The following is a 24,298-nucleotide window of genomic DNA, read 5'->3' as shown; positions in this document are numbered from 1 at the left end:
GTGACATCGGCTGGCAAGGAGGCCCCATGATCAAGCAAATCGGCAATACCCTCATCCAGGATAAACACAGGGCCAGCTGTCACTGCGGGGCGCTGGTGCTGGAGCTCAGCCTGCCGGACGGGGTGGTGGATCCCCGCCGCTGCGACTGCTCCCTCTGTCGGCGGCGCGGGGCCATCGTCGCGTCGGTGCCGCTCGCGGGCATACGCATCCTGCAGGGGGAGGCTGTGCTGCGTTGCTACCAGTTCAATACCCGCACCGCCAAGCACTATTTCTGCGGCATCTGCGGCATCTACACCCATCATCAGCGTCGCTCCAACCCGGCCGAGTACGGCTACAACCTCGCCTGTCTCGAGGGGGTCAATCCGTTTGATCTCGGTGACGTGCCCGTGCGAAACGGGGTCAACCATCCGGCGGACAGAAAGGGCTGAGAAGAAGGCTTCATCTGCTTCTGTAGCGCCTCCGGGGGCTGTGTTACCCTTGGTTGGCCTGCCCAAGGCGGGTGTTTTCCGCTCTTTACTCCATCCACAGGGAGCCGCCATTGCCGATCGCCTCAGCCCTGCCCGATCTCATTCTGGGCGCCTCGCTCTATCTGCCGCCCCTGTTCAAGGCGGTGCTGCTCGGTCTGCTCGGCTGGTTGCCGGTTCATCATCTGCTGCGGGACTGGCTCTACGGCGGCGAAGTATGGCACCCCCTGCTGATGGATCTCTCCCTCTTCATCCTCGCCGTCAGCGGCGCGTTCTGGATCCTGCTTCATGGCTAAATCTCCCCTCGCGACCCTCAAATACTTCTCCACCCTGCTGGTGTGCGCCCTGGCGCTGGCGGCGGGCTGGTGGCTGTGGAACTACTACATGCAGGGGCCCTGGACCCGGGATGGCAAGGTGCGGGCCGAGCTGGTCAGCATCACCCCCGAGGTGTCGGGCAAGATCGTCAGCATCCCGGTGCGGGACAACCAGCTGGTGAAGGCGGGGGAGGTGCTATTCAACCTGGATCCCGTGCCCTATCGCATCGCCCTGGACAACGCCAGTGCGGCGCTCGCCAAGGCCAAGTCGGATCTCGACAAGGCCGAACACGAGGCGAACCGTCGCCAGAGCCTGTCTCGCACCGTCATCTCCGCCGAGGCGGTGGATGAGGCGCGGCTCAACGCCCAGGCGATGCGGGCGGCCTATCAGGTGGCCGAAGCGGATCTGGAGCAGGCCAGGTGGTCTCTCACCCAGACCACCATCAAGGCCTCGAGCGATGGCTACATCACCAACCTGCAGACACGGGTCGGCAACTATGCCAGTGCCGGGGTGCCCCTGGTGGCCCTGGTGGACATCCACTCCTTCTATGTGCAGGGCTATTTCGAGGAAACCAAGCTCAGGCACATCCAGCCGGGCAAACCGGCGCAGATCGTGCTCTACAGCGGTGAACAGGCGCTCAAGGGAGAGGTGGAGAGCATAGGGCGCGCCATTCACGATCAGAGCGTGGAGGGGAGCGACAGCCTGCTGCTCGACGTCAAACCGAACGTGCCCTGGGTGCGGCTGGCCCAGCGAGTGCCGGTGCGCATCCGCTTGCTGGAGGTGCCGTCCGATCTGGCGCTCATCGCGGGCACCACCTGCACCATCACCATAGGAGGGTAAGATGAACGCCGGGGTATCCCTCTGGCGGCGCACCCCCTGGGGCCAGGCCAATGAGGGGCAGTGGCGCTACGCCCTGCGCAACAGTCTGGCCATGTGCCTGTCCCTGTGGCTGGCCTTCGTGCTGGAGCTGGATTCCCCTTACTGGGCCATGACCTCCGCCGCTGTGGTGAGCTTTCCCACCGTTGGCGGCGTCATCAGCAAGAGTCTGGGACGGGTGGTGGGCAGCCTCATCGGCGCCATGGCCGCCGTGATGCTGACCGGTCTGGGCCTTGCCGATCCCTGGCTCTTCACCTTCCTCATCGCGCTCTGGCTCGGACTCTGCACCTACGTCTCCAACCACTATCAGAACAACGTCTCCTACGCCTTCGCCCTGGCGGGCTACACGGCGGCCATCATCGCCTTCGCCTGCGTCAACGTGGATGATCCCCGCCACATCTTCGACATCGCCCAGGCGCGGGTGAGCGAGGTGATCACCGGCATCCTCTGTGGCGGTCTGATGATGATGATCCTGCCGAGTACCTCGGATGGAGAGACCCTGCTGGCCTCCCTGCAGCGCAGCCAGGCCCGGCTGCTGGAACACGCAAGACTGCTCTGGCTGGGGGAGGCAAGCGCCGACGTGCGCAGTGCCCACGAAGGGGTGATAGGCCAGATCCTGACCCTGAACCTGTTGCGTATCCAGGCGGTCTGGAGCCACCACCGGCTCAGGCGCCACAACAAGCTGCTCAACTTCCTGCTGCACCGCCAGCTGCGCATGGTCAGCCTGCTCTCGGGCCAGCGCCGCATGTTGCACAACCTGCCGGAGCTGGAGGCACAACTACAGCCGCTGCTCGCCGAGGTGCTCAATGCCCTGAGCGATCCCGATTGCGACAAGGTGCGCATCGCCCGCCTGCTGGCCCCCCTGGCCGTGGGCTCCGACGACTATCGGCTGCAGACCTTCTGGTGGCGGTTGCGGGTCTTCTGCTGGACCTATCTGGAGTGCCAGCGCTGGCTTCGCCGACTGGCAAGCTATGAAGGGCAGGAGTGGCCGACGCCACCGCGCTATACGTCGCTCGCCAGCCATACCGACAGCCTGGAGGCGGCCTACAATGGTCTGCGCACCTTCGCCAGCGTGGTGCTGGGCTGCGCCTTCTGGATAGGCACCCAGTGGGAATCCGGGGCGGCGGCGCTGACCATGCTCTCCATCTGCTGCGTGCTCTACTCATCGGGGGCGGCGCCCCTGAAGGGGGTGAGCAATATGCTCAATGCCATCCTGCTGCTGAGCCTCGCCTGTTTCGCCATCAAGTTCGGCCTGATGATCCAGATCGATGACTTCTGGGTCTTCTGCGCCCTGCTGTTCCCGGCGCTGATGACCATGCAGATGCTCAAGCTGCAGAAGCCCGCCTCGGCGGCGCTATGGGGCCAGCTCATCGTGCTCTGTGGCTCCTTCCTCGCCATCACCAATCCGCCGAGCTACGACTATCAGGGCTTCGTCAACGACAGCATCGCCAAGGTGCTGGGGGTCATGGTGGCGGGGCTGGCGTTCCAGATCCTCAGACCCAGTTCGGACTCTCGCAAGAGCCGGCGCCTCATCCGCCGCCTGCGGCTCTATTTCATGGATCAGCTCAGATCCCGCCCGCACCAGAGCGAGCCCGAGTTCGAGTCCAGGATCTATCACCTCATCGGCCAGCTCGGTCAGGGGACGGATCAGGGCGCCAGGATCTGGGGGCTGCGCTGGGGCGTGGTGCTGCTCAACTGCAGCCACATCGTCTGGCAACTGCGTCAGTGGCAGAGCCGGGATCCGGCGCTCTATCTGGTACGGGACGGCTGCCTTCGCTCCCTCAAGGGGATACTGGATGCCGGCGGGGTGCAGCATGATGCCCTGACGCGCACCCTGGCCGAACTGGGGCGTATCAGCCAGGGGCTGGCCGCCAATCCCGAACCGACGGCCCAGGCACTAGCGGGGCTGGTGTGGCGGCTGCAATGCTCGCTCTCCCAACTGCAATTGGCGCTGCCTGGCACCCCCGAAGCCCGCTGAATCCCGCCAGTCGGGGTGACTTGGCCCCTCTGGATCACCCTTTGCCACAGACGGGTTTGTCCCAGCCCCGCTCAGCGAGTAAGATTCTCCCCAAACGTCAATTCGCAAGGCCCTCCATGTCTACTCAATACAATGCGGATGCCATCGAGGTTCTCAATGGCCTCGAACCGGTGCGTCGTCGCCCCGGCATGTACACCGACACCACCCGGCCCAACCACCTCGGCCAGGAGGTCATCGACAACAGCGTCGACGAGGCGCTGGCGGGACATGCCCGCAATCTGGAGGTGATCCTGCACGAGGATCAGTCCCTCGAGGTGATCGATGACGGCCGTGGCATGCCGGTGGACATCCACCCGGAGGAAGGGGTCAGCGGGGTCGAGCTCATCCTCTGCAAGCTGCACGCGGGGGGCAAGTTCTCCAACAAGAACTACCAGTTCTCCGGCGGTCTGCACGGGGTGGGCATCTCGGTGGTGAATGCCCTGTCCGATCGGGTCGAGGTGACGGTGCGCCGGGACGGCCAGGTCTATGACATCGCCTTCGAGCGCGGCGACAAGGTGCAGGAGCTGACCATCACGGGCACCTGCGGGCGCCGCAACACCGGCACCCGGGTGCGCTTCTGGCCCCAGGCGAGCTATTTCGACTCGCCCCGCTTCTCGGTCTCCAAGCTCGAGCACCTGCTTAAAGCCAAAGCCGTGCTCTGCCCCGGCCTCACCATCAAGTTCCTGGACAAGAACACCGGCATCCGGCTTGAGTGGTGCTACGAGGATGGCCTCAAGGATTACCTGGTCGATGCGGTCAAGCAGTTCACCTGTCTGCCGGAGCAGCCCTTCGTCGGCACCTTCAGCACCGAGCAGTCGGCGGTGGACTGGGCCCTGTGCTGGCTGCCGGAAGGGGGCGAGTGCCTCGCCGAATCCTATGTGAACCTGATCCCCACCGCGCTTGGCGGCACCCACGTCAACGGCCTGCGTCAGGGGTTGCTGGACGCCATGCGGGAGTTCTGCGAGTTCCGCAACCTCTTGCCGCGCGGGGTGAAACTCACGCCGGAAGACATCTGGGATCGCTGCGCCTACATCCTCTCCATCAAGATGCAGGATCCCCAGTTCGCCGGTCAGACCAAGGAGCGGCTCTCGTCGCGCCAGAGCTCGGCCTTTGTCTCCGGGGTGGTGAAGGATGCCTTCAGCCTCTATTTGAACAGCAACACCGAGCTGGCGGAGCAGCTGGCGGAGCTCTGCATCTCCAGCGCCCAGCGCCGGATGCGCGCCGCCAAGACGGTGGTGCGCAAGAAAATCACCCAGGGTCCGGCCCTGCCCGGCAAGCTCACCGACTGCAACTGCGCCGATCCCATGCAAGGGGAACTGTTCCTGGTGGAGGGTGACTCCGCGGGCGGCAGCGCCAAGCAGGCGCGGGATCGGGAATTCCAGGCCATCATGCCCCTGCGCGGCAAGATCCTGAACACCTGGGAGGTCGAAGCCGGTCAGGTGCTCGCCTCCCAGGAGGTGCACGACATCTCGGTGGCCATCGGTCTGGATCCGGATTCGGACGATCTGTCCGGCCTGCGCTACGGCAAGGTGTGCATACTCGCGGATGCGGACTCGGATGGTCTGCACATCGCCACCCTGCTCTGCGCGCTTTTTGTTAAGCATTTCAGAACCCTGGTCAAGCAGGGCCATGTCTACGTCGCCATGCCGCCGCTCTATCGCATCGACATCGGCAAGGAGGTCTTCTATGCCCTCGACGAGGACGAGAAGAACGGTGTGTTGCAGCGGGTCGAGGCGGAGAAGAAGAAGGGCAAGGTGATGGTGACCCGATTCAAGGGCCTGGGTGAGATGAACCCCAAGCAGCTGCGGGAAACCACCATGGACCCCAATACCCGCCGTCTGGTGCAGCTCACCATGGACGACGCGGGAGAAGAGGGGGACGAGACCCTGGCGCTGATGGACATGCTGCTGGCCAAGAAGCGCGCCTCCGATCGCCGTGAATGGCTGGAAGAGAAGGGCAACCTGGCGATCATCTAGGTCAGCCACCCTTGTCACGCGTGGCGACAAGGGCAACCTGGCCATCATCTAAGCCGTCGGCCGGCCCTGTCGGGGCCGGTAAGCATTTAGCCGGAGTCGCTAGAAGGCGGCTCCTGAACCGGAAGAGAACTATCACATGAGTGATGCTATCGAGCTCAGTCTGGACGGGGTAGAGCGTCAGCCGATGCGCACCTTTACCGAACAGGCTTACTTGAACTACTCCATGTACGTCATCATGGATCGGGCCTTGCCGCACATCGGCGATGGCCTCAAACCCGTGCAGCGGCGCATCATCTACGCCATGAGCGAGCTGGGGCTCTCTGCGCTGTCCAAGCACAAGAAGTCCGCCCGTACCGTGGGTGACGTGCTGGGTAAGTACCATCCCCACGGCGACAGCGCCTGCTATGAAGCCATGGTGCTGATGGCCCAGCCCTTCTCTTACCGCTACCCGCTGGTGGACGGTCAGGGCAACTGGGGCGCGCCGGACGATCCCAAATCCTTCGCTGCCATGCGTTATACCGAGGCGCGGCTCTCCCGCTTCTCCGAGCTGCTGCTCTCCGAGTTGGGGCAGGGGACTGTGGAGTGGACCCCGAACTTCGACGGCACCATGAAAGAACCCGTGGTGCTGCCGGCCCGTCTGCCGCACATTCTGCTCAACGGGGTGACCGGTATCGCGGTCGGCATGGCGACGGATATCCCGCCCCACAACGCGCGGGAAGTGGCTTATGCGTGCGCCGAGCTGCTGGACAACCCAAACGCCGGCCTGGATGTGCTGATGCAGCATATTCAGGGGCCGGACTACCCGACCAACGCCGAGATCATCACCCCTCGCGATGACATCCGCAAAATCTACGAGACCGGCAAGGGCTCCATCAAGCAGCGGGCGGTCTGGAGCGAGGAGGATGGGGACATCGTCATCACGGCGCTGCCCCATCAGGCCTCCGGCGCCAAGATCATGGAGCAGATCGCCGCCCAGATGGTGGCCAAGAAGCTGCCCATGGTCACCGACCTGCGAGATGAGTCGGACCATGAGAACCCGACCCGTCTGGTGATAGTGCCCCGCTCCAACCGGGTGGACGTGGAGGGGCTGATGGCCCACCTGTTCGCCACCACGGATCTGGAGAAGAACTACAGAGTCAACCTCAACATCCTGGGGCTCGATAACCGTCCCCAGGTGAAAGATCTCAAGATGATCCTCTCCGAGTGGATCAGCTTCCGCCGTGAGACGGTGCGCCGCCGCCTGCAGTTCCGCCTGGACAAGGTGCTGGCCCGCCTGCACATCTTGGAAGGCTTGCTGATTGCCTACCTCAACATCGACGAGGTGATCGAGATCATCCGCACCGAGGATGAGCCGGGCAAGGTGATGGTGGAGCGCTTCAACATCAGCGAGACCCAGGCCGAGGCGATCCTGGAACTCAAACTGCGCCATCTGGCCAAGCTGGAAGAGTTCAAGCTGCGCGCCGAGCAAGAAGAGTTGGCCGAGGAGCGCGACAAGCTGGAACTCATCCTGGGTTCCGAGCGTCGCCTCAATACCCTGCTCAAGAAAGAGCTGCTGGCGGACGCTGAGAAGTACGGCGACGAGCGCCGCACCCCGCTGGTGGAGCGCGCCACCGCAGTCGCGCTGACCGAAAAAGAGCTGACTCCGAGCGAGCCGGTCACCGTCATCCTCTCTGACAAGGGTTGGGTTCGTGCAGCCAAGGGCCACGACGTGGATGTGGAGGGGCTCTCCTACAAGGCGGGAGACAGCTACTTGGCCCACGCCCCCGGTCGCAGCAACCAGCAGGCGGTGTTCCTCTCAACACTGGGGCGCACCTACGCCCTGGAGGCCCATACCCTGCCCTCCGCCCGCAGCCAGGGCGAGCCGCTCACCGGCCGCTTCGCGCTCGGCGCCGGCGAGGAGGTGCGTCATCTGGTGATGGGCAACGAGGGTGAGCCTTACCTGATCTGCTCCGACGCCGGTTATGGGTTCGTCTGCAACTACGACGATCTCATCGGCAAGAACAAGAACGGCAAGGCGCTGCTGACCGTGCCGGAAGGGGGCCTGGTGATGGCGCCCCAGAAGATTGGCTCGCCCGAGAGCGATCTCTGCATGGCCATCTCCAACGAGGGCCGCATGCTGCTGTTCCCCTTGAACACCTTGCCGGTGCTCGGCAAGGGCAAGGGCAACAAGCTCATCAGCATACCGTCAGCGCGCGTGAAGGCGCGGGAGGAGTTCGTGGTGATGGCGGCCGTCATCCCGCAAGGCCAGTCGGTGACCCTGTTCGCCGGCAAGCGCAAGTTGACCCTGAAACCTTCGGATCTTGACTACTACCGCGGCGAGCGTGGCCGCCGTGGCGCCAAGCTGCCCCGCGGTCTGCAGCGGGTAGATAGGATAGAGATAGAACCCGCTGCCGGTGCGGAACCGATAGCCGGGGAAAATCAGGAAGGGTAAATAAATATAAGGGAGCGAATTGGTCGTTCCCTTTTATTTAGACTGTGTGATTTAAAATTAATTAATTTTCGTGGTAAATATCGAGTTTCATAAACTCAGCTCAACCTACGTTACTGATGGTGCATGATAATACTAAACGTTTATTATTTATAACATTATCTCCCTTCAACCGCAGCATATGCAGCTACTGCTTTAATTGCTTCTGCAGTGGCTGAGTCTGCACAAGATACACTTAAGCAAGACTCTAAGTTTTTTCCGTCTCTAAATATTTTGTACATTAGCGCATGGATGAAAGATTGGGTTGCCGCTCTTGTTCCTGAAAAATCTAATAGAATAAGCTCTTCACTATCTAGACTAGGTATTATCACACTATCTCTAATTGATGCAGCAACCTCCACATCCTCCTCGAATTCTTTTATTTTTATTGTCTTCAACCCTTCTACTTCAAGTTTTTCGTCTAAGAAATCGATTGCAAATTTAGTTCTGTTCTTCCTGACTTCATCTGCTATTTCACGACACTTTGCTAATAATGATCCAAATTCACCAATGCTGTCCTTTCTTAATTGCAATAAAGCAAAGGTTCCACGCCATCCTCCGTTCCTTGCCTGGATATATTTCTTTCCAAGAGAACCATCTTTATTTCCCCAGATATCAGCAAGCATATCACCTGAAGCAAGAAAGAAACCACCGCCAGCCCTTGATGCTATTTCTTTAATGAAGAACAATCCAAGCCCAGCATTATCACGCATAGCATGATAAGCTCCGCTTTGAAAAGTTCCGGAGACGTGTGGAAGAAGAGAAAATCTAACCGCTTTTTGATCAGAATTTATTTCACGATATGCATTTCTAAGTGATGAGCGAAGGCCACATCCAATATCCGCAACAATTACATCGACAAGACCAGTTTTGGGGAAATAAACTGCTGAAACTAACCCACCTATTCTGCTTTTAGAATGTTGGACGACATTGCGTAGTAATTCTACTAAAGAGTATTTTATAGCCCCTTCGACTTCTTCATCTTCTATTCTTAGCATTTCCATTAATGCACTTGCAATTGGAGCTATTTGTTTGCTCTCGGAGATTCTAGTGATGGGGAATATTCTGTTGTCACCATTATTTATGGCTTTTGGTTTTTGACCAACGAGATTAGGTAGTCCCATTTGCTCAATGAACATTCCAATATAGGAATGTTCATCATAGTGGAGCTCGACATCTTTTCCTCTTACTTCTTTTAGCCAGATAGCATACGCACCAAATAGTGTGACGGCCCAGGGCGCAATATGAGTGCCGCGCTCAATACGCAAAATAACGGGGCTTTCGGGATCATCATGCCATGTCCATCCAGTGAAAAACCCAGCTAAATTTTTATCTCCAAGTTCCGATGGGATGTCAATGATGAAGCTCATAATACAGTCCTTGTCTTAATATAAGTTGGAATTTAATGCCCACCAATGCTAAATTTAAAAATGACTAATTAATGCACTCATGTAAAAATACCATGTTCATTTACTTTGGAAATCTTAAAACGTTAATTAACAATGATTATGGCGCTTAGCTTATCAGAATCAAATGGTTCCTTGTTGTGTTCCGAGTCTTATTTTTGTGATGACCATCTCCCTTTGGGAGAGGGTCAGGGCCGTAGGTTTGATTAGCGAAGCGTAATCAGACGTTCGCGAAAACAGGTTGCCGCAATTCTGCCGGTGCTCCAGCTGATCTCTTCTCTATGTCCATAGCCACCGGGATTTCGGCGCGGCCGATTACGCTTCGCTAATCGACCTACTTGATTCAACTCTCTGTTGTTTGCCTATTGCTTCTGCCTTGATGGCTTATTCCCCCTTATCCCCGGCCCTTCTCCCGCAAGGGGAGAAGGGAGCGCAGGTCGCAGCTATACCGGCTGGCGGTGAGCTAAGGGGGGTTTGGTGATGCGTAGCTGGAATGGAGGCAGTCAGGGCTTAGGCTGGCACGATATGTTCCCTCTCCCTTTGAGAGAGGGCTAGGGTGAGGGGAGCTGGCCGGTTGGGTGTCGAAACCAAGCGGCATTAGGCCTATGAATCGTCAGTTATTGAAATTCCACGCAATCGGCAACTCGACGTCGAAGACAAGCTGATCCCCGTCGAGGCGAAAGGCCACGCTGGTCTGGTGCTGGTCGTATTCGTTGATGATGAGACAGCTCTCGGCGAAGTTGGATTCGTAGTTGAGTTGGGCGATGCCTCCAGATTCATCGTCTGCGAGCTCGATGCTGAGCACTCGCAGCGGGTTCTCCTGGCTCAAGTTGACCCGGGTGTCCCCCACGTCCACCAGCCGCTCCAGCAGGGGGAAGAAGTCCCGCTTGTGGGTCTCGATGGCCTGGCTGATGGCCTGCTTGAGCGCGCTTTGGGTGGCGAAGGGGCCGCCCAAGGGGTAGCGGGTCTGGATCCTTTCCTGAGTCATGGCGTGTCCTCCTGAATTGAGAGATGAGCATAGCGTGAGCCGCTGGGGGCCCTTGATCCTAGACCCGAGATCGGCCTGTTTTATTGCACATTATCGCCTCTGCCTTATCCCATCAGGGTATTTCTACTCCCGATAGCTGAAACGATCTGCGAAATCACCATAAGGCAGTGGTTTATAAAACGTCAGGCGGGGATGCGGCCATTGCGCACCAGGGCCCGGCGGATGTTCTTGCACATCTTGCCGAAGCTGTAGAGCTCGTCGAAGGTCGGCGGGATGCCGCGATCGATCTGGTATTGCCAGTAGCTGAGATCCGTATCCACCAGCTCCATCAGCTTCTTGGGGCAGCCGATGCAGGTGTTGTCGGGGCCGCATTTGAAGGTGTCCGGCTGGTAGAGCGGGAACTCTGCCTTCACGGCGTCGATGATCTGCTGCATGGCGGTGATGCGGTCGGGTTTTCTGCTCATGGCTGGCCCCTGCTGCCGGTGGAAAGGAGCCATTATAACCCTGACAAACTGCAGGCCTATGACGCTTAGGGGGTAGTTTGGCCGAGGCTGGATAGCATCACGCCCGGCGAGCCGGGCGTGATGGGGTCCTGGGGCAAGGGGGCATCCCTAGAAGTCGTGGTACAGCGGCCAGCCAAGCAGGGGGTGTTTGAGACCGGCACGCATCTCCATGTTGTCGAGCTTCTCCGGCGAGGCGTTCTCCTGCTGCAACTGCTGATACTGGCGCACGAAGTTCAGGGTGTGCAGCAGATTGGACACGAAGCCCGGGCTCAGCTCCTGGCGCAGGGCATTGGCCATGTCGGCGGGCAGCTCGGCCAGCAGCAGTGCCAGCTGGGCGGCGATATAATCCTGCTCCAACCAGGCATCTTGCAGCACGATATCCCGTGCCAGCCGACGCTTGAGATCCTGCTTCACCTTGAGCGGGGCGGCGCCACTGCCCTTGCCGCACAGGATGCGATAGAGCAGGGCCTCCGCCAGCTTGTCTTCCATGGTGGGGTGATCGTTGTCATAGGCGAAGAAGTGGCCGTCCAGCAGCCCCATCAGCCGGGATTTGTTGTGTTCGGCCAGGGCCTTTTCGTACTCCTGCCAGCCTTGCCACTCCTCCACGTCCGGCGGGCTCGAGATCTTGTCCAAGAGCCGCGCATCCACGTCCCCGTAGAGGCTGTTGCCCGCCTGCTTGGGGCTGACGGTGATGAGCATGGACCAGCCCTTCTGGAATGGCTTGATGGGCCCTTCCGGCGCCTGCAGCAGGGCCAACGCCTTTGCGGTGTCCCGCCCGGAGAGCTCCTGCAGCCCCAGGCTCACCACGCCGATGACGTCGTGGGCGGCTTGTTCGAGCAGGTGCATCTTGTACTTGTTGTAGTACTTGTCGGCGAATTTCAGGCTCATCAGCACCGCCTTGCCCTTGATGGCGGCGAGCTGCTGCTGACTCAGGCGTTCGTTGTCGCGCCCGAAGCGCAGCACCTGGCTGAGGAAGGGGCCTTCATTGGCTTCACGAATGACGAGTTGCATGGGTCTTCACCTCAATCCAGGAAGCTGAACATGTCGTCGACGTCGCCGTACTCGTCTTCCTCGACCTTGTTTTTCTCCTTGGCCTGCATCACCAGTTCGGCGGCGAACTTGTTGATGATGCCATCCCAGGAGGAGGTTTCGCTGCGCAACAGGGCCTTGATGGCTTTTTCCACCTCGGGGGCCTGCTCGCGAATGAGCATCAGCAGGCTTCTCGGGTCATCCAGGGAGTAGTCGTGGGTGCCCTCGGCCTGCTGGCGCTCGCTGTAGCGCAGGGACTCCTCGAGATCCTCCTCTTCGGCGTGCAGCACGTCGCCATAGCCTTCGTCATCCTCGTAGCGATCGCCCCGGTAGAACTCGATGAAGGGGATGGCGAGGTAGAAGAGGCCGGCGGGATCCTCGGCGATGCACTCGAGGATCTCCCGCTGCTTGGCCTCGCTGTCCTGGGTGCGGATCAGGTAGTTGAGAAAATCGAAGGTGTGCTGCTGCAGCTCGTCGGCGTTGTTCTTGATGGCCTCTTCCCAGTAGAGGGGCTGCTGGCAGACGATGTCGCGGATCCGCTCCGGGGTCATCAGCTCGGAGATGATGGACGGGAAGGAGATGTCGTGCTGGCCGTTGATCTGGGTCAGGGTGACGATATCAATGTTTTCAATGACTTCGGCCAACTGCTCGTCAGACATGGTCTTGGCGATCAGTTCGAACTTCTCGCTGGCCTGTTTCGGCTCGATCACCGCCAGTTCCTTGATCTCGATGGCGGTAATTTCTATCAGACTGTTGCTCATGCTCTGCCTCAAGTTAGAAACGTACTTCGTCGTACATGTCTTGATCGTCTTCCTCGCCATCGCCGCCATGATAATCGGCGTCGGCATCTTCCCCGTCCTCGTCATCCTCGTCGCGCAACTCATAGTCGTCATCGGCATGACGGCCACCGCGGGGCTGCGGGTTGTCCAGCAGATAGAGCACGGCACAGGCCTCGATGAGCTGATCCTCGCTCTGGGCACGCACGGCCTTGACCAGGGGCAGGTCTGCGTTGTTGAACGCCACCGACACCTTGAACGCATCCCAGTCGGGCTGGACGCCGCTCGCGAGCCACTTGGCCCACTCCAGCTTGGCCTTGGGGGGGAACTGCACCCGGCCATAGAGGGCCAGCGGCAGGTATTCGGGCATGAATTCCAGCATGCTGATATCCGCCAGCAGCAGGGCCTTCATCTTGCCGGTGAACTGTTCCAGCGCCTTGGGCTGATCCTGATCCCGGTAGGATTCGATGTTTTCGCCGGCATCGCTTTGCAGCGTCTTGAGCCGCGCCTGGTCCCATTTTTTTTGCATATCAGCCTCAGGGGTAAAATTGGTCCCACATCTCCTGCATGGCAGCAGCGGGATCGGTCACGATGACGTTGTTGAAATCCTTGATGAAAGCGGCGCGGGCCTTGGGGTCGGAAAGCACTTCATAGGCCTTCTTCACCTGATGCAGCCGGATGGCGGCCTGCTCTTTCTCTTCTTCACTCGCCCCAATCAGCTTGTCGGGGTGGAACTGGTTCGAGAGCCGTCGATAGGCTTTCTTGATGTCGTTTTCGCTGGCGTTGGACTTGACGCCCAGCACCCGAAAGTAGTTGTTCATGGCAGATCCTGCATCACTGGCATCATCAGAGTCACAAGGCTGGCGCCGGAGGGGCTTGGGGAACCAGGCGTGGTAAAAACTCGCCATTTTAACGGAAAGCCGGCACCACTGCCACGAGCGTGCGGCGCTCTTGCGCAAAAAGTGATGGGGGAATGGGACTCGGTGGCGGGGCTACAATGGCAGAAGGGATGGCGGCCGGAACTCTTTGTCCGCCCCGTTGCCCAACTGCGGTACCGGGTGCCTGGCTGGCGCTTGGTTTGAGTCTCATTATTCAGGGCCCGGCCTGTCGGGTCAGCATAAGGAATCATCGCCATGTTCAAACCTTGTCTTCTCGCCCTCGCGCTCTGCAGCAGCGCTGCCTTTGCCACCGATACCTTGCCCTCCACTCCCTTGATGGGCGATATCACCAAGGCCCAGTTCATGGAGCGGGCCGAGCAGCGCTTCGCCCAACAGGACAAGAACGGGGATGGCGTGATCTCCGTCGCCGAGAAGGAGGCCGCCCTGGCCAAGATAGAGGGTGTGATGAAGCAGGCGGGCAAGCCGGTGCCGGATCGGATGGCGCAGCTCAAGCCGAGACGGGACACCAGCAAGGCGCAGTTCATGGCCCGTCAGGAGAAGCTGTTCGCGCACCTGGACAAGAATGGGGACGGGGTGATTGGGGAGTCCGAACGGGCCGAGATCAAGGCCAACCTGGAGAAGCGGGTCATGGAGGCCGCGCAATAGCGGATCCGCCGCGAGGAAGCCACCATCCGGTGAGCGTTTGCCGTCAGATAAAAGAGCCCGGTCCTGCAACCGGGCTCTTTCCATTGCAGGATCAGGCGGGGAGCGACCAGCTGGCCCACCAGAGCCGCAGCTTGAGCCCCCAGCGGCTGCTCCAGCCGGTGGTGCTGCTCACCAGCTCCCCGTCCCGAACGATGAGGAAGGTCGGAGTGACCCCGACCTGCCACCGGGCGGCGAGATTGCCCTGCTCATCGTTATGGGTGGGAAAGCCGAGCCCCTTCTTGCTCATGCCCTGTTGCAACTGGGTGTCGTTGCCGGAGCGCAGCGCCACCGTCAGCACGTTGTCGCCCTCCTGCCATAGCTGCTCCACCACCGGGGTGGTGAAGCGGCAGACCCCGCACCAGCTCGCCCAGTAGTAGACCAGCAGGGGCTGTCCCTGGCTCAGGGTGGCGAGATCGGTGCGAGTGCCATCCTGCAGGGTGATAGGAGCCTGCATGGCCCCGTCCGGCAGGCTGGGGCTGCGCCACAGATCCAGCAGGGTGGAGACGATCAGTGCCATCAGCAACAGCCAGAGCGCCTCTTTGCCCCAACGCCGCCAGCGTGGCGGTTTGGGGCGCACGTTATCGACCATGGCTTAGCTCCGCTTGGCCAGTTCGGCTTTGACCAGCTGCTCGAGCTGTTCATAGGGCAGTGCGCCCGGAACCAGCTGATTGCCGATCAGGGTCGCCGGGGTGCCCTGCACCCCGAGCAGGGTGCCGATGCGCAAGCTACTGCGCAGCTCCTCGCTGGCCTTGGCATCAGGCTTGAGCGCCACGTTGCCGGTGGCCGCCAGCGCCTTGTTGATGTCTGCCTCCGTCAGCATGCCCTGCTTGCTCATCAGCTTGTCGTGCAGGGGGAGGAAGCGGGCCGGGTCCTGCTGCCACAGGGTCAGGCTGTACTGGGCCGCCTTGGCGGAGGTCTGCCCCTTGAACGGCAACAGCTTGATCACCAGCCCCAGATCGTTCGGGTAGGCCTTGAGCAGCTTGGTCACTTCGGGATCGAACTGCTTGCAGTAGGGGCAGTTGTAATCGGTGAACAGCACCAGAGTCAGCTTGGGATTCTTGGCCCCCAGGCGCGGACTGGTGGCGCTGTTGAACAGCACGTCCTGATTGCCCTTGATGAAGTCACCGAGCTGGGCCTCCTGGGCCGCGGCATTCTGCTTCTCCCAGGATTCGGCCGCCTCGTCGAGGATCTTGGGGTTCTGTACCAGGGTCTCGCGGATGAGCTCCTTGATGCGCGCCTCCTGCTCCGGGGTGAAGGGGGCGGCGTGCAGGGCCGGGGCCAGCACGCTGGCGGAGAGGGCGGCGATCAGGGTCAGGGTGTTCAGTTTCATGGGATTCTCCTCAGAAATGGGTGGCGGGCTTGATGAGGCCGGCCTTGTTCAAGACGTCGAGCAGGTCGCCCTTGTCCAGCAGGGGAGAGAGGGTCTCTCCCTCTGGCAGGCCGGGGCCGTAGATCTGGTTGAAGGGCACGGCGGCCGCCCCCCGCTTGCGCAAGAAGGCGGAAATGGTGTCGCTCGGCCTGCTCCAGTCTCCGCGCAGGGCCACCACATCCGGGGCCGAGAGGGCGGTCTGCACCTCATCGCGCAGCAAGACGTTGTATTTGTTGGCCTTGCAGGTCACGCACCAGTCGGCGGTGACATCCACGAAGACCCGCTTGTTCTGGGCCAATGCCTGAGTGATAGCCTGTTCAGACAGAGGCTGCCAGGCGACCCGATCGGCGGTTGTGCCGCCCTGGGCGCTGAAGGCGCCGCCCAGCAGCAGGGCGCCCCCCACGAGGGCCGAGAGGGAGAGGGCCAGCGTGAAGCCGCGGATGCCATGACGCCAGATGATGCCTGCCAGCAGCACCAGCAACAGGCCCACCATCAGCCAGCCCGTGGTGAGGGTGCCGAGGTGGTTGGCGAGCAGGCTCAGCAACCAGAGGCTGGAGCCCAGCATCATCAGGCCGAGCAGGATACGCAGCTGGCCCATCCAGCGACCGGGCTTTGGCAGCCAGAGTGCGAGGCGCGGCAGGGCCGCCACCAGCAGCCAGGGCAGGCTCATGCCAAGCCCGAGGGCGGTGAAGATGAGCCAGAGTTCCCCGAGCGGCGCCGCCAGCGCGAAGGCGACCGCGGTGCCGAGGAAGGGGGCCGAGCAGGGGGTGGCCAGCAGGGTGGCAAAGCCCCCTTGCAGGAAGTGGCCGCCGAGGCCGTTGCCGCCGCTGGTGGCGAGCCGGGTGCTGAAGGCGCTCGGCAGACGGATCTCGAACAAGCCCAGCAGATTGGCGCAGAACAGCGCCGTCACCAGCACCATGAAGCCGATGAAACCGGCGCTCTGGAACTGGATGCCCCAGCCGACCGCCCCCTGGGTCGCGCGCAGCAGGCTGCTCATGGCGGCCAGCAACCAGAAGGAGACCAGGATGCCGGCGCTGGCGGCGAAGAACTGCTTGCGTATCGTCCCCTGTTGTTGCGTTTGCTGTTGCAGCACAGAGCCGAGCTTGAGGGCCAGCACCGGCAGCACGCAGGGCATCAGGTTGAGGATGAGGCCGCCGAGCAGGGCGATGCCGAGCAGCCAGGGCAGGGAGCTGCCTGGCGCCGGCAGGGAGAGGGCCTCGCCGATGGCGGCCTTTGCCTGCCAGGCCTGCTCCCCGTCGGTGAGCAACAGGCCGAGGGATTGGCCGCGCAAGTCGGGCGCGTCTCCCTGCCAGCCGTCGCTGACCGGCACCCGGGCCGTCAGGGTATTGCCCTGCACGGCCAGCTCGGGTTTGCCGAACTCGGCGCCTTCCAGGGCATCGATGAAGAGGGCAGGGGATTGCCAGCCCTGGGGGCGCTCCGCCAGGAGCTGCAGCTGATTGTGCCCATAGCCGACCTTCACCTGGGTGTCGGCGGGCAGGGGCTGGGGCAGGGCGCTCATGACCTTGGCCCAGGCGAAGTCGAAGCCCGCCGGGGCCGCCTCACCGGCTGACAGGGTGAAGGGGTAGTCGGTCAGGATACAGACGTTGCTGCAGGTAGAGAGGCGCAGCGTACCCTTGAGGGGCTGATCCGCATCGGCCCTCAGGCTGAGGGGGAAGCTGACGCTCTGCTGGTAGCCCTGGGTGCTGAGCCCTGCCACCTCGAAGTGACGGGGGGTGGGCCAGTGCCACTGGAAGTCGCTGACCGGCTGGTCCCACAGGATCTGGGGGGCGATCCCCCCCTCACCCGGGCTGTGCCAGTAGGTTTTCCAGCCTGCTTCCAGCGCCACAGCGAGCAGGATCCGGGTCTGGGCGGGGTCGCTGCGATCGGCTTGCAGCCTGATCTTGGCGTGATCGTTCTGGGGGCTGGTGAGCCAGCCCGTGTCGCTGGCCAATCCCGTGGATTGCCACAGCAGACAGCCCAGTAACAGGGTTGCCTTGAGGAGTTTTGACATCTTGTTCTCTCGCAAAAAAATGAATGACGGCTAATGGCTAGCAGTCGAACTCATTCCCGCCAGACGCAGAGACGAAGGTGCAGACGCCGCTCGGGCGGTGAGATGACTCTCGGGGGAGGCAAGGGGGGAACATATCGCCAGAGCGGGGCCAGGAGGGCGATCACCAGGGCGATGGCAAAGAAGAGCTGCTCGACGCAGAGCAGGGTGACGGCGCTCAGCCACTTGCCGTTGAGCTGGCAGCTGTTTGGCTGCGGGGTGGTGGCGCCATCCTGATCCTCGGCATCGGCGAGCGAGGGCAGGGTCTGGCAGCTGAGGGCGTGATCGAGCAGGGCCAGCCGGGCCAGCGGCTGGGCAGCGCAGTTGAGCACCAGCAGGCAGACCAGCAGCAGGAGTCGTTTCGCCACACGTTGTTGGTGAATCATGCTTGCCCCCTTCATCAAGATGGGCACATCCTAACGGCCAATGACGGGAGGAGCAAGCCGAGGCCGGTCTGTACCGCCCGGGGTGGTCAGTTCTGTTTGGCGAACGCTTGTTCGCTAAAAGGGGGACCAGTATACTGCGCCGAGTTAAATTCCGAGGTGTTCGATGCTCAAAATTGCCCGCGTGCTGCTGCTTGCCCTGCTGCTCGTCTTCTGGTTCGTATTCGGTCTGTTGCTCTGTCTGGTGCGCCCGCGCCATCCCAACAACGTCTATGTCTTTGCCCGCATGTATCATGCGGTCTGCCCCCTCATCGGGCTCAAGGTCAGGGTCACCATTCCCGACGAGATCAAGTCGGTCGGCCCGGCTGTCTATGTGTGCAACCACCAGAGCAACTTCGACATCTTCACCGTGACCGGCGCCGTGGTGCCCGGCGTGGTGGCGGTGGGCAAGAAGAGCCTGCTGTGGTTGCCCTTCTTCGGCCTCATCTTCTGGCTCTCCGGCAACGTGCTGATCGACAGATCCAACCGCTCCCGCGCCATCGGCACCATCGGCCAGGTGGTGGATCGCATCAAGGGTCGCGGCACCTCCATCTGGATGTTCCCGGAAGGGACCCGCTCCCAGGGCCGTGGCCTGCTGCCGTTCAAGGCCGGCGCCTTCCACACCGCCGTGCAGGCCGAGGTGCCCGTGGTGCCCATCGTCTGCTCCAGCTACTTCGGTCAGGTTGACCTGAACCGCTGGGACAACGGCGAGGTGCTGCTGGAGATGCTGCCCCCCGTGTGCAGCAAGGAGCACGGCGCCGCCGGCATTCGCGAGCTGTCCGACACCTGCCGGGCCCGGATGGAGGCCAAGCTGGCGGAGCTGGACGCCAGGCTGGGTCATCACAAGGCCGCCTGAGCCTGAGAAGAGAGAAAGGGAGCCACTGGCTCCCTTTTTTATTGGTGAGAATTACCACTTCATTGGTTTTTTTCACCACGCCTGGCCCGTTGAATTTCCACTATCAATCCCCATCTGTTTGTAAGAAAAGGATAAATTTTCTTGGCACGGCTCTTGTAATGCTTTTGGGAGAGATAGCCATCCCATCCACAAGGAGCCAGACCATGAGCGTATTTAGCCGCCTGACCGACGTGATCAATGCCAACCTGCACAGCCTGCTCGACAAGAGTGAGGAGCCACAGAAGATGCTGCGGCTGATGATCGAGGAGATGGAGCAGGTCCAGGTCGAGATGAGAACCCAGGCCGCCCGCGTCATCGCCGAGCAGAAGCAGTTGGAACGCCACCAGCAGGCGCTGCGCAACCAGATCCAGGAGTGGTCCGCCAAGGCCGAACTCGCCATCCAGAAGGGGCGGGAAGACCTGGCCCGCGCCGCCCTCACCGAGAAGCTGGCCGAGGTCAAGAAATGCGAACAGCTGGAGCAGGACAAGGCCCGGGTGGCCGAGGTGCTGGCCCAGCTGACCGCCGACAGCGAGCGCCTGGCGGCCAAGCTGACCGAGGCGCGGGAGAAGCAGAAGATGCTGACCCTGCGCGAGCAGACCGCCCACAGCCGGATCCGGGCCCGTGCCCAGGTGGACAACCAGCGCATGCATGAACTGATGGCCCGTTTCGACGGTTTCCAGGGCCGGGTGGATCAGCTGGAAGCCCAGCTGGAGGCGGCGACCCTGGGGCAGAATCCTTCCCTCGAGGCCCAGTTCCGCGAGCTGGAGCTCAATGACGAGATCGAACGCGAGCTGGCCCGTCTGAAGGGCCAAAAAGAGGAGGCCTGATCATGACCCCCTGGCCGAAAGATCTGGCCCACCGCAAGCTCACCGGCGTCTGCGCCGGTCTTGCCAACGGGCTCGGGATCTCCAGGGTGACGGTGCGGGTGGTCATGCTGCTCGCCCTGATCCTGATGCCACCCCTGGCCCTGGCGGCCTACCTGCTGGCGGTGCTCATCATGCCGCCGCGCCGTGAATTGAAACGCTGGCTGGATTGACCCAGGCAGGGTTTCTATCTGCCAATGAGATACCAAGGAGCAAAACATGCTGGAATTTATCGTCTTGATGCTGGTGCTGGTCACCATGGCGCTGACCGGATTTACCGTGCTGGCCATGTTGCTGGTGAGCGGGGTCTTCGCGCTGTTTGGCATCCTGGCCGGCATGCTTGCTCTGGTCATCAAGCTGGCGCCCTGGCTGCTGTTGGGGCTGGTGGTGTGCTGGCTGCTCAGCAACAGGCGCAAGCAATCCAATACCTATCGTTAGGCCTCCCTCGCACTTTACGGCCACCCTTGCGGTGGCCTTTTTTATGGCGCAGGGCTGACTGACTCGGGGGTGGAGAGGCTGGTCAGCCAGGCGCTGTACCACTCATCCCAGAGGGCTGGCTCTTGCACCAGCCGCTCCTTGAAGGCCTTGCTCTGCTGCTTGAGGCGATATTCGAGGCGCAGGGCCTGGCCCTTGTCCGAGACGGTCTGCTGCCACACCAGGGTCAGAGGCCCCTTGCCACGCAGGGCACGCGCCCCCTTGCCACTCTGATGTTGGCGCAGGCGCCGCTCGGGATCCGTGGTGATACCGGCGTAAAGCGCACCACCCTGGGTACGCACCAGATAGATAAACCAGTTATCTGCCGGTTTATCGGTACAAACGTCTGTCGTCATGACTCTTTCCACTGCACCTGACTGCGCCGGAGTCGATGCAGGGGCAGCAGGCTCACCAGCAGGCCGGCCCAGACGAAGGCGAAGCCCACGGATTTCACCGGATCCGGGGTCTCCCCGAACCAGAAGATGGCGAGCAGGAAGGCGAGGCTCGGCTCTATGTATTGCAGCAACCCGACCGTGCTCATGCGGGTGCGGGCCACGGCGTAGCAGAAGAGCCCGACCGGCAGCAGGGTGGCGGGAGCGCTGCCCATCAACAGCAGGCGCTCGCGCCAGTCGCCGTCCATAAACAGACTGGTACCCTGGACGCCGAGATAGCCGATGATCAGCAGGGCGATGGGGAGCTGCACCAGGGATTCGAGATAGAGGCTGGCCCCGGCGTCATAGCGCACCTTCTTCTTGATGAGGCCGTAGAAGGCGAAGTTGGCCCCCATGATGAGGGAGAACCAGGGCAGCTCGCCGTAGGAGAACAGCATGTAGGCGAGACCGGCCAACGCCAGGGCCACCGCCAGGTGTTTCTGCGGGGTGAGCTTCTCTTTGAGGAAGAGGACGGCGAAGACGATGTTGAACAGGGGCGTCATGAAGAAGGCGAGGCTGGTGGCCAGCACCTGGCCGGTGGTCAGGCACCAGGTGAACATGCACCAGCTGATGGACATGACGGGGCCCGCCAGCAGGATGAGGCCGAGCTGGCGCGGCTCGCCGCGCAGGCGTGCCCAGGGCACCCGTACGCCGAGCAGCAGGAACAGACTGCCGAGCAGGACGACCGACCAGAGCACCCGGTGAGAGAGCAGCTCCCACATGTTGACCTCGGGCATGAACTGGTAATAGAGCGGCAGCATGCCCCAGAGCACGAAAGAGAGGGCCGCACTGCCGGGGCCCAGCCAGTTCTTCATCGCTTTCCGTTTATTAAATTAAACAATTGTGGCCGCATGATAGGTATCCGCCACGGCTTTCACAAGCGGGATCGGCGGGAAAACTCTGCTACCATGCCCCCATGAATCGACTCGACGTCCTGTTTGAACAGATCCGGGCCTGCCGCCTGTGCGAGGCTCACCTGCCGCTCGGCCCCAGACCGGTGATCCGGGGGGCCGCCTCTGCCCGCCTGCTGATCATCGGTCAGGCACCGGGCACCCGGGTCCATGCCAGCGGCATCCCCTGGGACGATCCCTCCGGGGATCGGCTGCGTCACTGGCTCGGGGTGGATAAAACGACCTTCTACGACGAATCCCGCATCGCCATCATGCCCATGGGGCTCTGCTACCCGGGCCGAGGCAAGTCCGGGGACCTGCCCCCCCGTCCCGAGTGCGCGCCGACCTGGCACGACAAGGTGCTGATGCTGTTGCCCAATGTCGAGTTGACCCTGCTCATCGGCCAGTACGCCCAGCATCATTATCTGGGCAAGGCAGCACAACACACCCTCACCGAGACGGTCAGACACTGGGCCGAGTACGGCCCCGCCTGGCTGCCGCTGCCCCACCCCTCGCCGCGCAACTCCCTCTGGCTCAAGAAGAATCCCTGGTTCGAGCAGGAGGTGATCCCGCACCTTAAACAGAGGGTCACCCCACTGCTGGGGTGACCCTATTGTCTCGGACTCAGGTCGCGGGCTCGGCCAGCGGCTTGGGTTTGCTGCGGGCCATGGCGACCAGGGGCAGTATGATGCACAGGCACCCCAGCAGCAGCGGCAGGCCGGGCTGCTCATCGAACAGCCAGACCCCGATGGCCACCGCCATCAAGAGCCCCGTGTACTCCGCCGAGGCGATCTTGCTCGCCTCCGCCTTGCGATAGGCCATCACGCAGAGCCCGGCATAGACCATGATCAGCGCCGACGAACCGAAGGCGGGCCACCACATCTGCCACTGCCAGTCGCCCCCCTCCCACCAGGCCAGCGCCAGTATGATGGGCATGCTCAGCACGTTGGTGAAAAACAGGGTCTGGGCAATGGGTTGCTTGAGGGGGATGCGCTTGATCAGCAGGTTGTTGACCGCCAATGACAATGCCACGCCGAGGGCGGCCAGGGCCGCCCAGTTCACCTCGGTCGGTCGCAGCACGATCAATACCCCGACAAAACCCAGCAGTGCCGTCAGCACCTTCTGGCGCGACAGCGCCTCTCCCGCCAGCCAGACCGCGAGCGGCACCATCAAGAGCGGCGCCGCGTAGAAGAGGGCGTTGGCGGTGGCCAGCGGCAGCCGGGTGAGGGCGACCACCATCAAACAGACCCCGGCCGCCCAGATGTGGGCTCGCAGCAGGTGCCACTTGATGGCGACCGGCGGGTGTGCGCGCCAGGACCACAGCAGCCAGGGCATCAGCAACAGGGCGGCGGAGAGCTGGCGGAAGAAGACGAACTGGAACACCGGCTGATCCGGATCCAGCACCTTGACCAGGGCGTCGGAGAAGACCGCCACCATGTTGCCCAGCACCAGATAGAGGATGCCTATCCCGACTGCATTCATACTGCCTCCCGTTTCAGAAGCGGTAAGAGTAGTCTGGGGCTTGTTATCCAGTAAAATGATAAAAAATGACCATTCATGAGAATTTTAGATAATGAAGCTGCCTCCCCTGCGCGCCGTTCAATACTTCGAGGTGGTCGCCCGCCTGCTCAGCTTCTCCCGCGCGGCGCTGGAGCTCAACGTCAGCCAGAGTGCCGTCAGCCATCAGGTTCGTCTGCTTGAGGATTTTCTCGGGGAGCGGCTGCTGCTGCGCCAGGGGCGGCTGCTCTCCCTGACGGCGCAGGGGGAGGTCTACTTCGAGGGGATCTCGGCGGGGCTCGGCCAGATTGCCCACAGCAGCGAGCAGCTGCGCGGTGGCGGCGAGATGCGGGTCAGGCTCGCGGTCTACAGCTCGTTCGCGGTCAAGTGGCTGATCCCGCGTCTGGCGGGGCTGCGCCAGCTCTACCCCGAGCTGGACTTGAGCCTGGAGATGGTGGCGGAAGATCCCGAGCTCTCCGATCGGGTGGCGGACGGCTTCATCACCGTGTCCCCCGAGGGGCCTGGCTACATGCACGATCTGCTCTACCGGGAGCGGCTGATGCCGGTGTGCAGCCGGCGCCTGTGGCAGCAGGTGGAGGGGGAGTGGCCCGAGGCCCTGTGGCAGTTGCCACTGCTCTCCATCCAGGCGATCTACCGGGAAAAAGGGGAGGATTGGCGGCGCTGGGCCGAGGTGGGCGGACTGACGATTGCCCCGACCGCGCGGATGCACCATTTCAGCCATATCCTGCTGGCGCTGGAGGCGGCCAACTGGGATCAGGGGGTGGCGCTCATCAACGACTACATGTTGCAACCGGAGGATCCCGGCCTGGTGCGGCTGCCGCTCCATGCTCTGGAGACCGGGGATCACTTCTATTTCGTCTGCAAGCGCTCACGGGCCCATGAACCCGCCATCAGCCGGTTGCGACAGTGGCTCTGGCAGGAGGCACAGGCGAGCCTGCGCCCCGGTGAAAACGAACCCCTCAAGCGGACGTGAGGCGCTCGGACTCTGC

27 protein-coding genes are annotated in these 24,298 nt (G+C 61.9%); 13 read left to right on the top strand and 14 right to left on the bottom strand.

What is annotated here, in order from left to right; all coding sequences use genetic code 11:
• Positions 1-26: 26 nt before the first annotated feature.
• The 6 genes from VZC39_RS18645 (at position 27) to parC (ending at position 8,079) form a co-directional block, all read left to right on the top strand.
• Positions 27-428 (top strand): GFA family protein, encoded by a 402-nt coding sequence (locus VZC39_RS18645; RefSeq protein ID WP_434664449.1) that lies wholly within the window; start codon positions 27-29, stop codon positions 426-428.
• 110 nt (positions 429-538) lie between these two features.
• Entirely contained in the window at positions 539-760 is a 222-nt protein-coding gene (locus VZC39_RS18640) for a DUF1656 domain-containing protein (protein ID WP_349919863.1), read from the top strand.
• Positions 753-1,619 (top strand): efflux RND transporter periplasmic adaptor subunit, encoded by an 867-nt coding sequence (locus tag VZC39_RS18635; RefSeq protein ID WP_434664447.1) that lies wholly within the window; start codon positions 753-755, stop codon positions 1,617-1,619. Before VZC39_RS18640 ends, VZC39_RS18635 begins: the two co-directional genes overlap by 8 nt.
• A 1-nt stretch (position 1,620) precedes the next feature.
• Positions 1,621-3,633: an FUSC family protein gene (locus VZC39_RS18630; protein WP_434664445.1), complete on the top strand. Its 2,013-nt coding sequence runs from the start codon at positions 1,621-1,623 to the stop codon at positions 3,631-3,633.
• A 116-nt stretch (positions 3,634-3,749) separates the two neighbouring features.
• Positions 3,750-5,648: a DNA topoisomerase IV subunit B gene (parE, locus tag VZC39_RS18625; RefSeq protein WP_434664444.1), complete on the top strand. Its 1,899-nt coding sequence runs from the start codon at positions 3,750-3,752 to the stop codon at positions 5,646-5,648.
• Positions 5,649-5,784: 136 nt separating this feature from the next.
• Positions 5,785-8,079, top strand: a complete 2,295-nt coding sequence (parC, locus tag VZC39_RS18620; protein ID WP_434664443.1) for a DNA topoisomerase IV subunit A — start codon at positions 5,785-5,787, stop codon at positions 8,077-8,079.
• Positions 8,080-8,234: 155 nt separating this feature from the next.
• On the opposite strand, the gene VZC39_RS18615 is transcribed toward parC, so the two are convergent.
• The 7 genes from VZC39_RS18615 to atcJ all read right to left on the bottom strand — a co-directional run bounded on the left by VZC39_RS18615 (position 8,235) and on the right by atcJ (position 13,638).
• The gene (locus tag VZC39_RS18615; protein ID WP_434664441.1) at positions 8,235-9,485 is read right to left on the bottom strand and encodes a hypothetical protein; all 1,251 of its coding nucleotides are present in this window, start codon (positions 9,483-9,485) and stop codon (positions 8,235-8,237) included.
• A gap of 649 nt (positions 9,486-10,134) precedes the next feature.
• A complete protein-coding gene (locus VZC39_RS18610; protein WP_434664440.1) occupies positions 10,135-10,509 on the bottom strand; it encodes a hypothetical protein in 375 nt (124 codons plus the stop codon).
• A 182-nt stretch (positions 10,510-10,691) separates the two neighbouring features.
• Positions 10,692-10,943, bottom strand: a complete 252-nt coding sequence (locus VZC39_RS18605; RefSeq protein WP_434668516.1) for a hypothetical protein — start codon at positions 10,941-10,943, stop codon at positions 10,692-10,694.
• Between the two features lie 177 nt (positions 10,944-11,120).
• Positions 11,121-12,023, bottom strand: a complete 903-nt coding sequence (atcC, locus tag VZC39_RS18600) for a cold adaptation protein AtcC (protein ID WP_434664439.1) — start codon at positions 12,021-12,023, stop codon at positions 11,121-11,123.
• 11 nt (positions 12,024-12,034) lie between these two features.
• Complete coding sequence (gene atcB, locus VZC39_RS18595; RefSeq protein ID WP_349919848.1) at positions 12,035-12,802, bottom strand: cold adaptation protein AtcB; 768 nt, start codon at positions 12,800-12,802, stop codon at positions 12,035-12,037.
• A 13-nt stretch (positions 12,803-12,815) separates the two neighbouring features.
• Positions 12,816-13,346: a cold adaptation protein AtcA gene (gene atcA, locus VZC39_RS18590; protein ID WP_434664438.1), complete on the bottom strand. Its 531-nt coding sequence runs from the start codon at positions 13,344-13,346 to the stop codon at positions 12,816-12,818.
• Positions 13,347-13,353: 7 nt separating this feature from the next.
• The gene (atcJ, locus tag VZC39_RS18585; protein WP_349919844.1) at positions 13,354-13,638 is read right to left on the bottom strand and encodes a cold adaptation protein ActJcold adaptation protein ActJ; all 285 of its coding nucleotides are present in this window, start codon (positions 13,636-13,638) and stop codon (positions 13,354-13,356) included.
• Positions 13,639-13,950: 312 nt separating this feature from the next.
• Between atcJ and VZC39_RS18580 the strand changes: the two genes are divergently transcribed.
• Entirely contained in the window at positions 13,951-14,361 is a 411-nt protein-coding gene (locus VZC39_RS18580) for an EF-hand domain-containing protein (protein ID WP_434664436.1), read from the top strand.
• Between the two features lie 91 nt (positions 14,362-14,452).
• Here VZC39_RS18580 and VZC39_RS18575 read toward each other — a convergent pair whose 3' ends face one another.
• Genes VZC39_RS18575 through VZC39_RS18560 form a run of 4 tightly spaced genes read right to left on the bottom strand, consistent with a single transcriptional unit; the run spans position 14,453 to position 18,202 of the window.
• Positions 14,453-14,989 carry a protein disulfide oxidoreductase gene (locus VZC39_RS18575; protein ID WP_434664434.1) on the bottom strand — a complete coding sequence of 179 codons (537 nt, stop codon included), beginning with the start codon at positions 14,987-14,989 and terminating at the stop codon, positions 14,453-14,455.
• 3 nt (positions 14,990-14,992) lie between these two features.
• A complete protein-coding gene (locus VZC39_RS18570) occupies positions 14,993-15,730 on the bottom strand; it encodes a DsbA family protein (protein ID WP_434664433.1) in 738 nt (245 codons plus the stop codon).
• Positions 15,731-15,740: 10 nt separating this feature from the next.
• Complete coding sequence (locus VZC39_RS18565) at positions 15,741-17,780, bottom strand: protein-disulfide reductase DsbD family protein (protein WP_434664431.1); 2,040 nt, start codon at positions 17,778-17,780, stop codon at positions 15,741-15,743.
• Between the two features lie 50 nt (positions 17,781-17,830).
• On the bottom strand, positions 17,831-18,202 hold the full coding sequence (locus tag VZC39_RS18560) for a hypothetical protein (protein ID WP_434664430.1): 372 nt from the start codon (positions 18,200-18,202) through the stop codon (positions 17,831-17,833).
• 163 nt (positions 18,203-18,365) lie between these two features.
• Between VZC39_RS18560 and VZC39_RS18555 the strand changes: the two genes are divergently transcribed.
• The 4 genes from VZC39_RS18555 to pspG all read left to right on the top strand — a co-directional run bounded on the left by VZC39_RS18555 (position 18,366) and on the right by pspG (position 20,434).
• Positions 18,366-19,094, top strand: coding sequence for a 1-acylglycerol-3-phosphate O-acyltransferase (locus VZC39_RS18555; protein ID WP_434664429.1), 729 nt, complete (start codon positions 18,366-18,368; stop codon positions 19,092-19,094).
• 203 nt (positions 19,095-19,297) lie between these two features.
• Positions 19,298-19,960: a phage shock protein PspA gene (gene pspA, locus VZC39_RS18550; RefSeq protein ID WP_434664428.1), complete on the top strand. Its 663-nt coding sequence runs from the start codon at positions 19,298-19,300 to the stop codon at positions 19,958-19,960.
• Positions 19,961-19,962: 2 nt separating this feature from the next.
• A complete protein-coding gene (locus tag VZC39_RS18545) occupies positions 19,963-20,169 on the top strand; it encodes a PspC domain-containing protein (protein ID WP_349919831.1) in 207 nt (68 codons plus the stop codon).
• A gap of 46 nt (positions 20,170-20,215) precedes the next feature.
• Entirely contained in the window at positions 20,216-20,434 is a 219-nt protein-coding gene (gene pspG, locus VZC39_RS18540; protein WP_434664426.1) for an envelope stress response protein PspG, read from the top strand.
• A 41-nt stretch (positions 20,435-20,475) separates the two neighbouring features.
• Here the strand turns inward: pspG and VZC39_RS18535 are convergent, their stop codons facing one another.
• Both VZC39_RS18535 and rarD read right to left on the bottom strand, forming a co-directional pair.
• Positions 20,476-20,826: a GIY-YIG nuclease family protein gene (locus tag VZC39_RS18535; protein WP_434664425.1), complete on the bottom strand. Its 351-nt coding sequence runs from the start codon at positions 20,824-20,826 to the stop codon at positions 20,476-20,478.
• Positions 20,823-21,716: an EamA family transporter RarD gene (gene rarD, locus VZC39_RS18530; RefSeq protein ID WP_434664424.1), complete on the bottom strand. Its 894-nt coding sequence runs from the start codon at positions 21,714-21,716 to the stop codon at positions 20,823-20,825. The genes VZC39_RS18535 and rarD overlap by 4 nt, the downstream gene beginning before the upstream one ends.
• Positions 21,717-21,817: 101 nt before the next feature.
• Between rarD and VZC39_RS18525 the strand changes: the two genes are divergently transcribed.
• Positions 21,818-22,399: a uracil-DNA glycosylase family protein gene (locus VZC39_RS18525; protein WP_434664423.1), complete on the top strand. Its 582-nt coding sequence runs from the start codon at positions 21,818-21,820 to the stop codon at positions 22,397-22,399.
• Between the two features lie 16 nt (positions 22,400-22,415).
• Here VZC39_RS18525 and VZC39_RS18520 read toward each other — a convergent pair whose 3' ends face one another.
• Positions 22,416-23,273, bottom strand: coding sequence for a DMT family transporter (locus VZC39_RS18520; RefSeq protein ID WP_349919826.1), 858 nt, complete (start codon positions 23,271-23,273; stop codon positions 22,416-22,418).
• Between the two features lie 91 nt (positions 23,274-23,364).
• Here VZC39_RS18520 and VZC39_RS18515 point away from each other — a divergent pair, with 91 nt between their 5' ends.
• Positions 23,365-24,282, top strand: a complete 918-nt coding sequence (locus VZC39_RS18515) for a LysR substrate-binding domain-containing protein (RefSeq protein WP_349919825.1) — start codon at positions 23,365-23,367, stop codon at positions 24,280-24,282.
• The last annotated feature ends 16 nt before the right edge of the window (positions 24,283-24,298 follow it).

This window comes from Aeromonas sp. NJAU223 (genome assembly GCF_051125555.1).
Taxonomy (GTDB): Bacteria; Pseudomonadota; Gammaproteobacteria; order Enterobacterales; family Aeromonadaceae; genus Aeromonas; species Aeromonas veronii_G.
The sequence above is the reverse complement of the archived record's forward strand: the minus strand, read 5'-3'. Positions and strand labels throughout refer to the sequence as shown.

Bases quoted from the DNA above. Each gene is read 5' to 3' on its own strand.
- atcA (WP_434664438.1), bottom strand. From the start codon at position 13,346: ATGCAAAAAAAATGGGACCAGGCGCGGCTCAAGACGCTGCAAAGCGAT.
- rarD (WP_434664424.1), bottom strand. From the start codon at position 21,716: ATGAAGAACTGGCTGGGCCCCGGCAGTGCGGCCCTCTCTTTCGTGCTC.
- atcC (WP_434664439.1), bottom strand. From the start codon at position 12,023: ATGCAACTCGTCATTCGTGAAGCCAATGAAGGCCCCTTCCTCAGCCAG.
- VZC39_RS18565 (WP_434664431.1), bottom strand. From the start codon at position 17,780: ATGTCAAAACTCCTCAAGGCAACCCTGTTACTGGGCTGTCTGCTGTGG.
- VZC39_RS18630 (WP_434664445.1), top strand. From the start codon at position 1,621: ATGAACGCCGGGGTATCCCTCTGGCGGCGCACCCCCTGGGGCCAGGCC.
- VZC39_RS18635 (WP_434664447.1), top strand. From the start codon at position 753: ATGGCTAAATCTCCCCTCGCGACCCTCAAATACTTCTCCACCCTGCTG.
- atcB (WP_349919848.1), bottom strand. From the start codon at position 12,802: ATGAGCAACAGTCTGATAGAAATTACCGCCATCGAGATCAAGGAACTG.
- VZC39_RS18535 (WP_434664425.1), bottom strand. From the start codon at position 20,826: ATGACGACAGACGTTTGTACCGATAAACCGGCAGATAACTGGTTTATC.
- atcJ (WP_349919844.1), bottom strand. From the start codon at position 13,638: ATGAACAACTACTTTCGGGTGCTGGGCGTCAAGTCCAACGCCAGCGAA.
- parE (WP_434664444.1), top strand. From the start codon at position 3,750: ATGTCTACTCAATACAATGCGGATGCCATCGAGGTTCTCAATGGCCTC.
- VZC39_RS18515 (WP_349919825.1), top strand. From the start codon at position 23,365: ATGAAGCTGCCTCCCCTGCGCGCCGTTCAATACTTCGAGGTGGTCGCC.
- VZC39_RS18525 (WP_434664423.1), top strand. From the start codon at position 21,818: ATGAATCGACTCGACGTCCTGTTTGAACAGATCCGGGCCTGCCGCCTG.
- pspA (WP_434664428.1), top strand. From the start codon at position 19,298: ATGAGCGTATTTAGCCGCCTGACCGACGTGATCAATGCCAACCTGCAC.
- VZC39_RS18555 (WP_434664429.1), top strand. From the start codon at position 18,366: ATGCTCAAAATTGCCCGCGTGCTGCTGCTTGCCCTGCTGCTCGTCTTC.
- VZC39_RS18580 (WP_434664436.1), top strand. From the start codon at position 13,951: ATGTTCAAACCTTGTCTTCTCGCCCTCGCGCTCTGCAGCAGCGCTGCC.
- parC (WP_434664443.1), top strand. From the start codon at position 5,785: ATGAGTGATGCTATCGAGCTCAGTCTGGACGGGGTAGAGCGTCAGCCG.
- VZC39_RS18645 (WP_434664449.1), top strand. From the start codon at position 27: ATGATCAAGCAAATCGGCAATACCCTCATCCAGGATAAACACAGGGCC.
- VZC39_RS18610 (WP_434664440.1), bottom strand. From the start codon at position 10,509: ATGACTCAGGAAAGGATCCAGACCCGCTACCCCTTGGGCGGCCCCTTC.
- VZC39_RS18520 (WP_349919826.1), bottom strand. From the start codon at position 23,273: ATGAATGCAGTCGGGATAGGCATCCTCTATCTGGTGCTGGGCAACATG.
- VZC39_RS18570 (WP_434664433.1), bottom strand. From the start codon at position 15,730: ATGAAACTGAACACCCTGACCCTGATCGCCGCCCTCTCCGCCAGCGTG.
- VZC39_RS18560 (WP_434664430.1), bottom strand. From the start codon at position 18,202: ATGATTCACCAACAACGTGTGGCGAAACGACTCCTGCTGCTGGTCTGC.
- VZC39_RS18575 (WP_434664434.1), bottom strand. From the start codon at position 14,989: ATGGTCGATAACGTGCGCCCCAAACCGCCACGCTGGCGGCGTTGGGGC.
- VZC39_RS18615 (WP_434664441.1), bottom strand. From the start codon at position 9,485: ATGAGCTTCATCATTGACATCCCATCGGAACTTGGAGATAAAAATTTA.
- pspG (WP_434664426.1), top strand. From the start codon at position 20,216: ATGCTGGAATTTATCGTCTTGATGCTGGTGCTGGTCACCATGGCGCTG.
- VZC39_RS18605 (WP_434668516.1), bottom strand. From the start codon at position 10,943: ATGCAGCAGATCATCGACGCCGTGAAGGCAGAGTTCCCGCTCTACCAG.
- VZC39_RS18545 (WP_349919831.1), top strand. From the start codon at position 19,963: ATGACCCCCTGGCCGAAAGATCTGGCCCACCGCAAGCTCACCGGCGTC.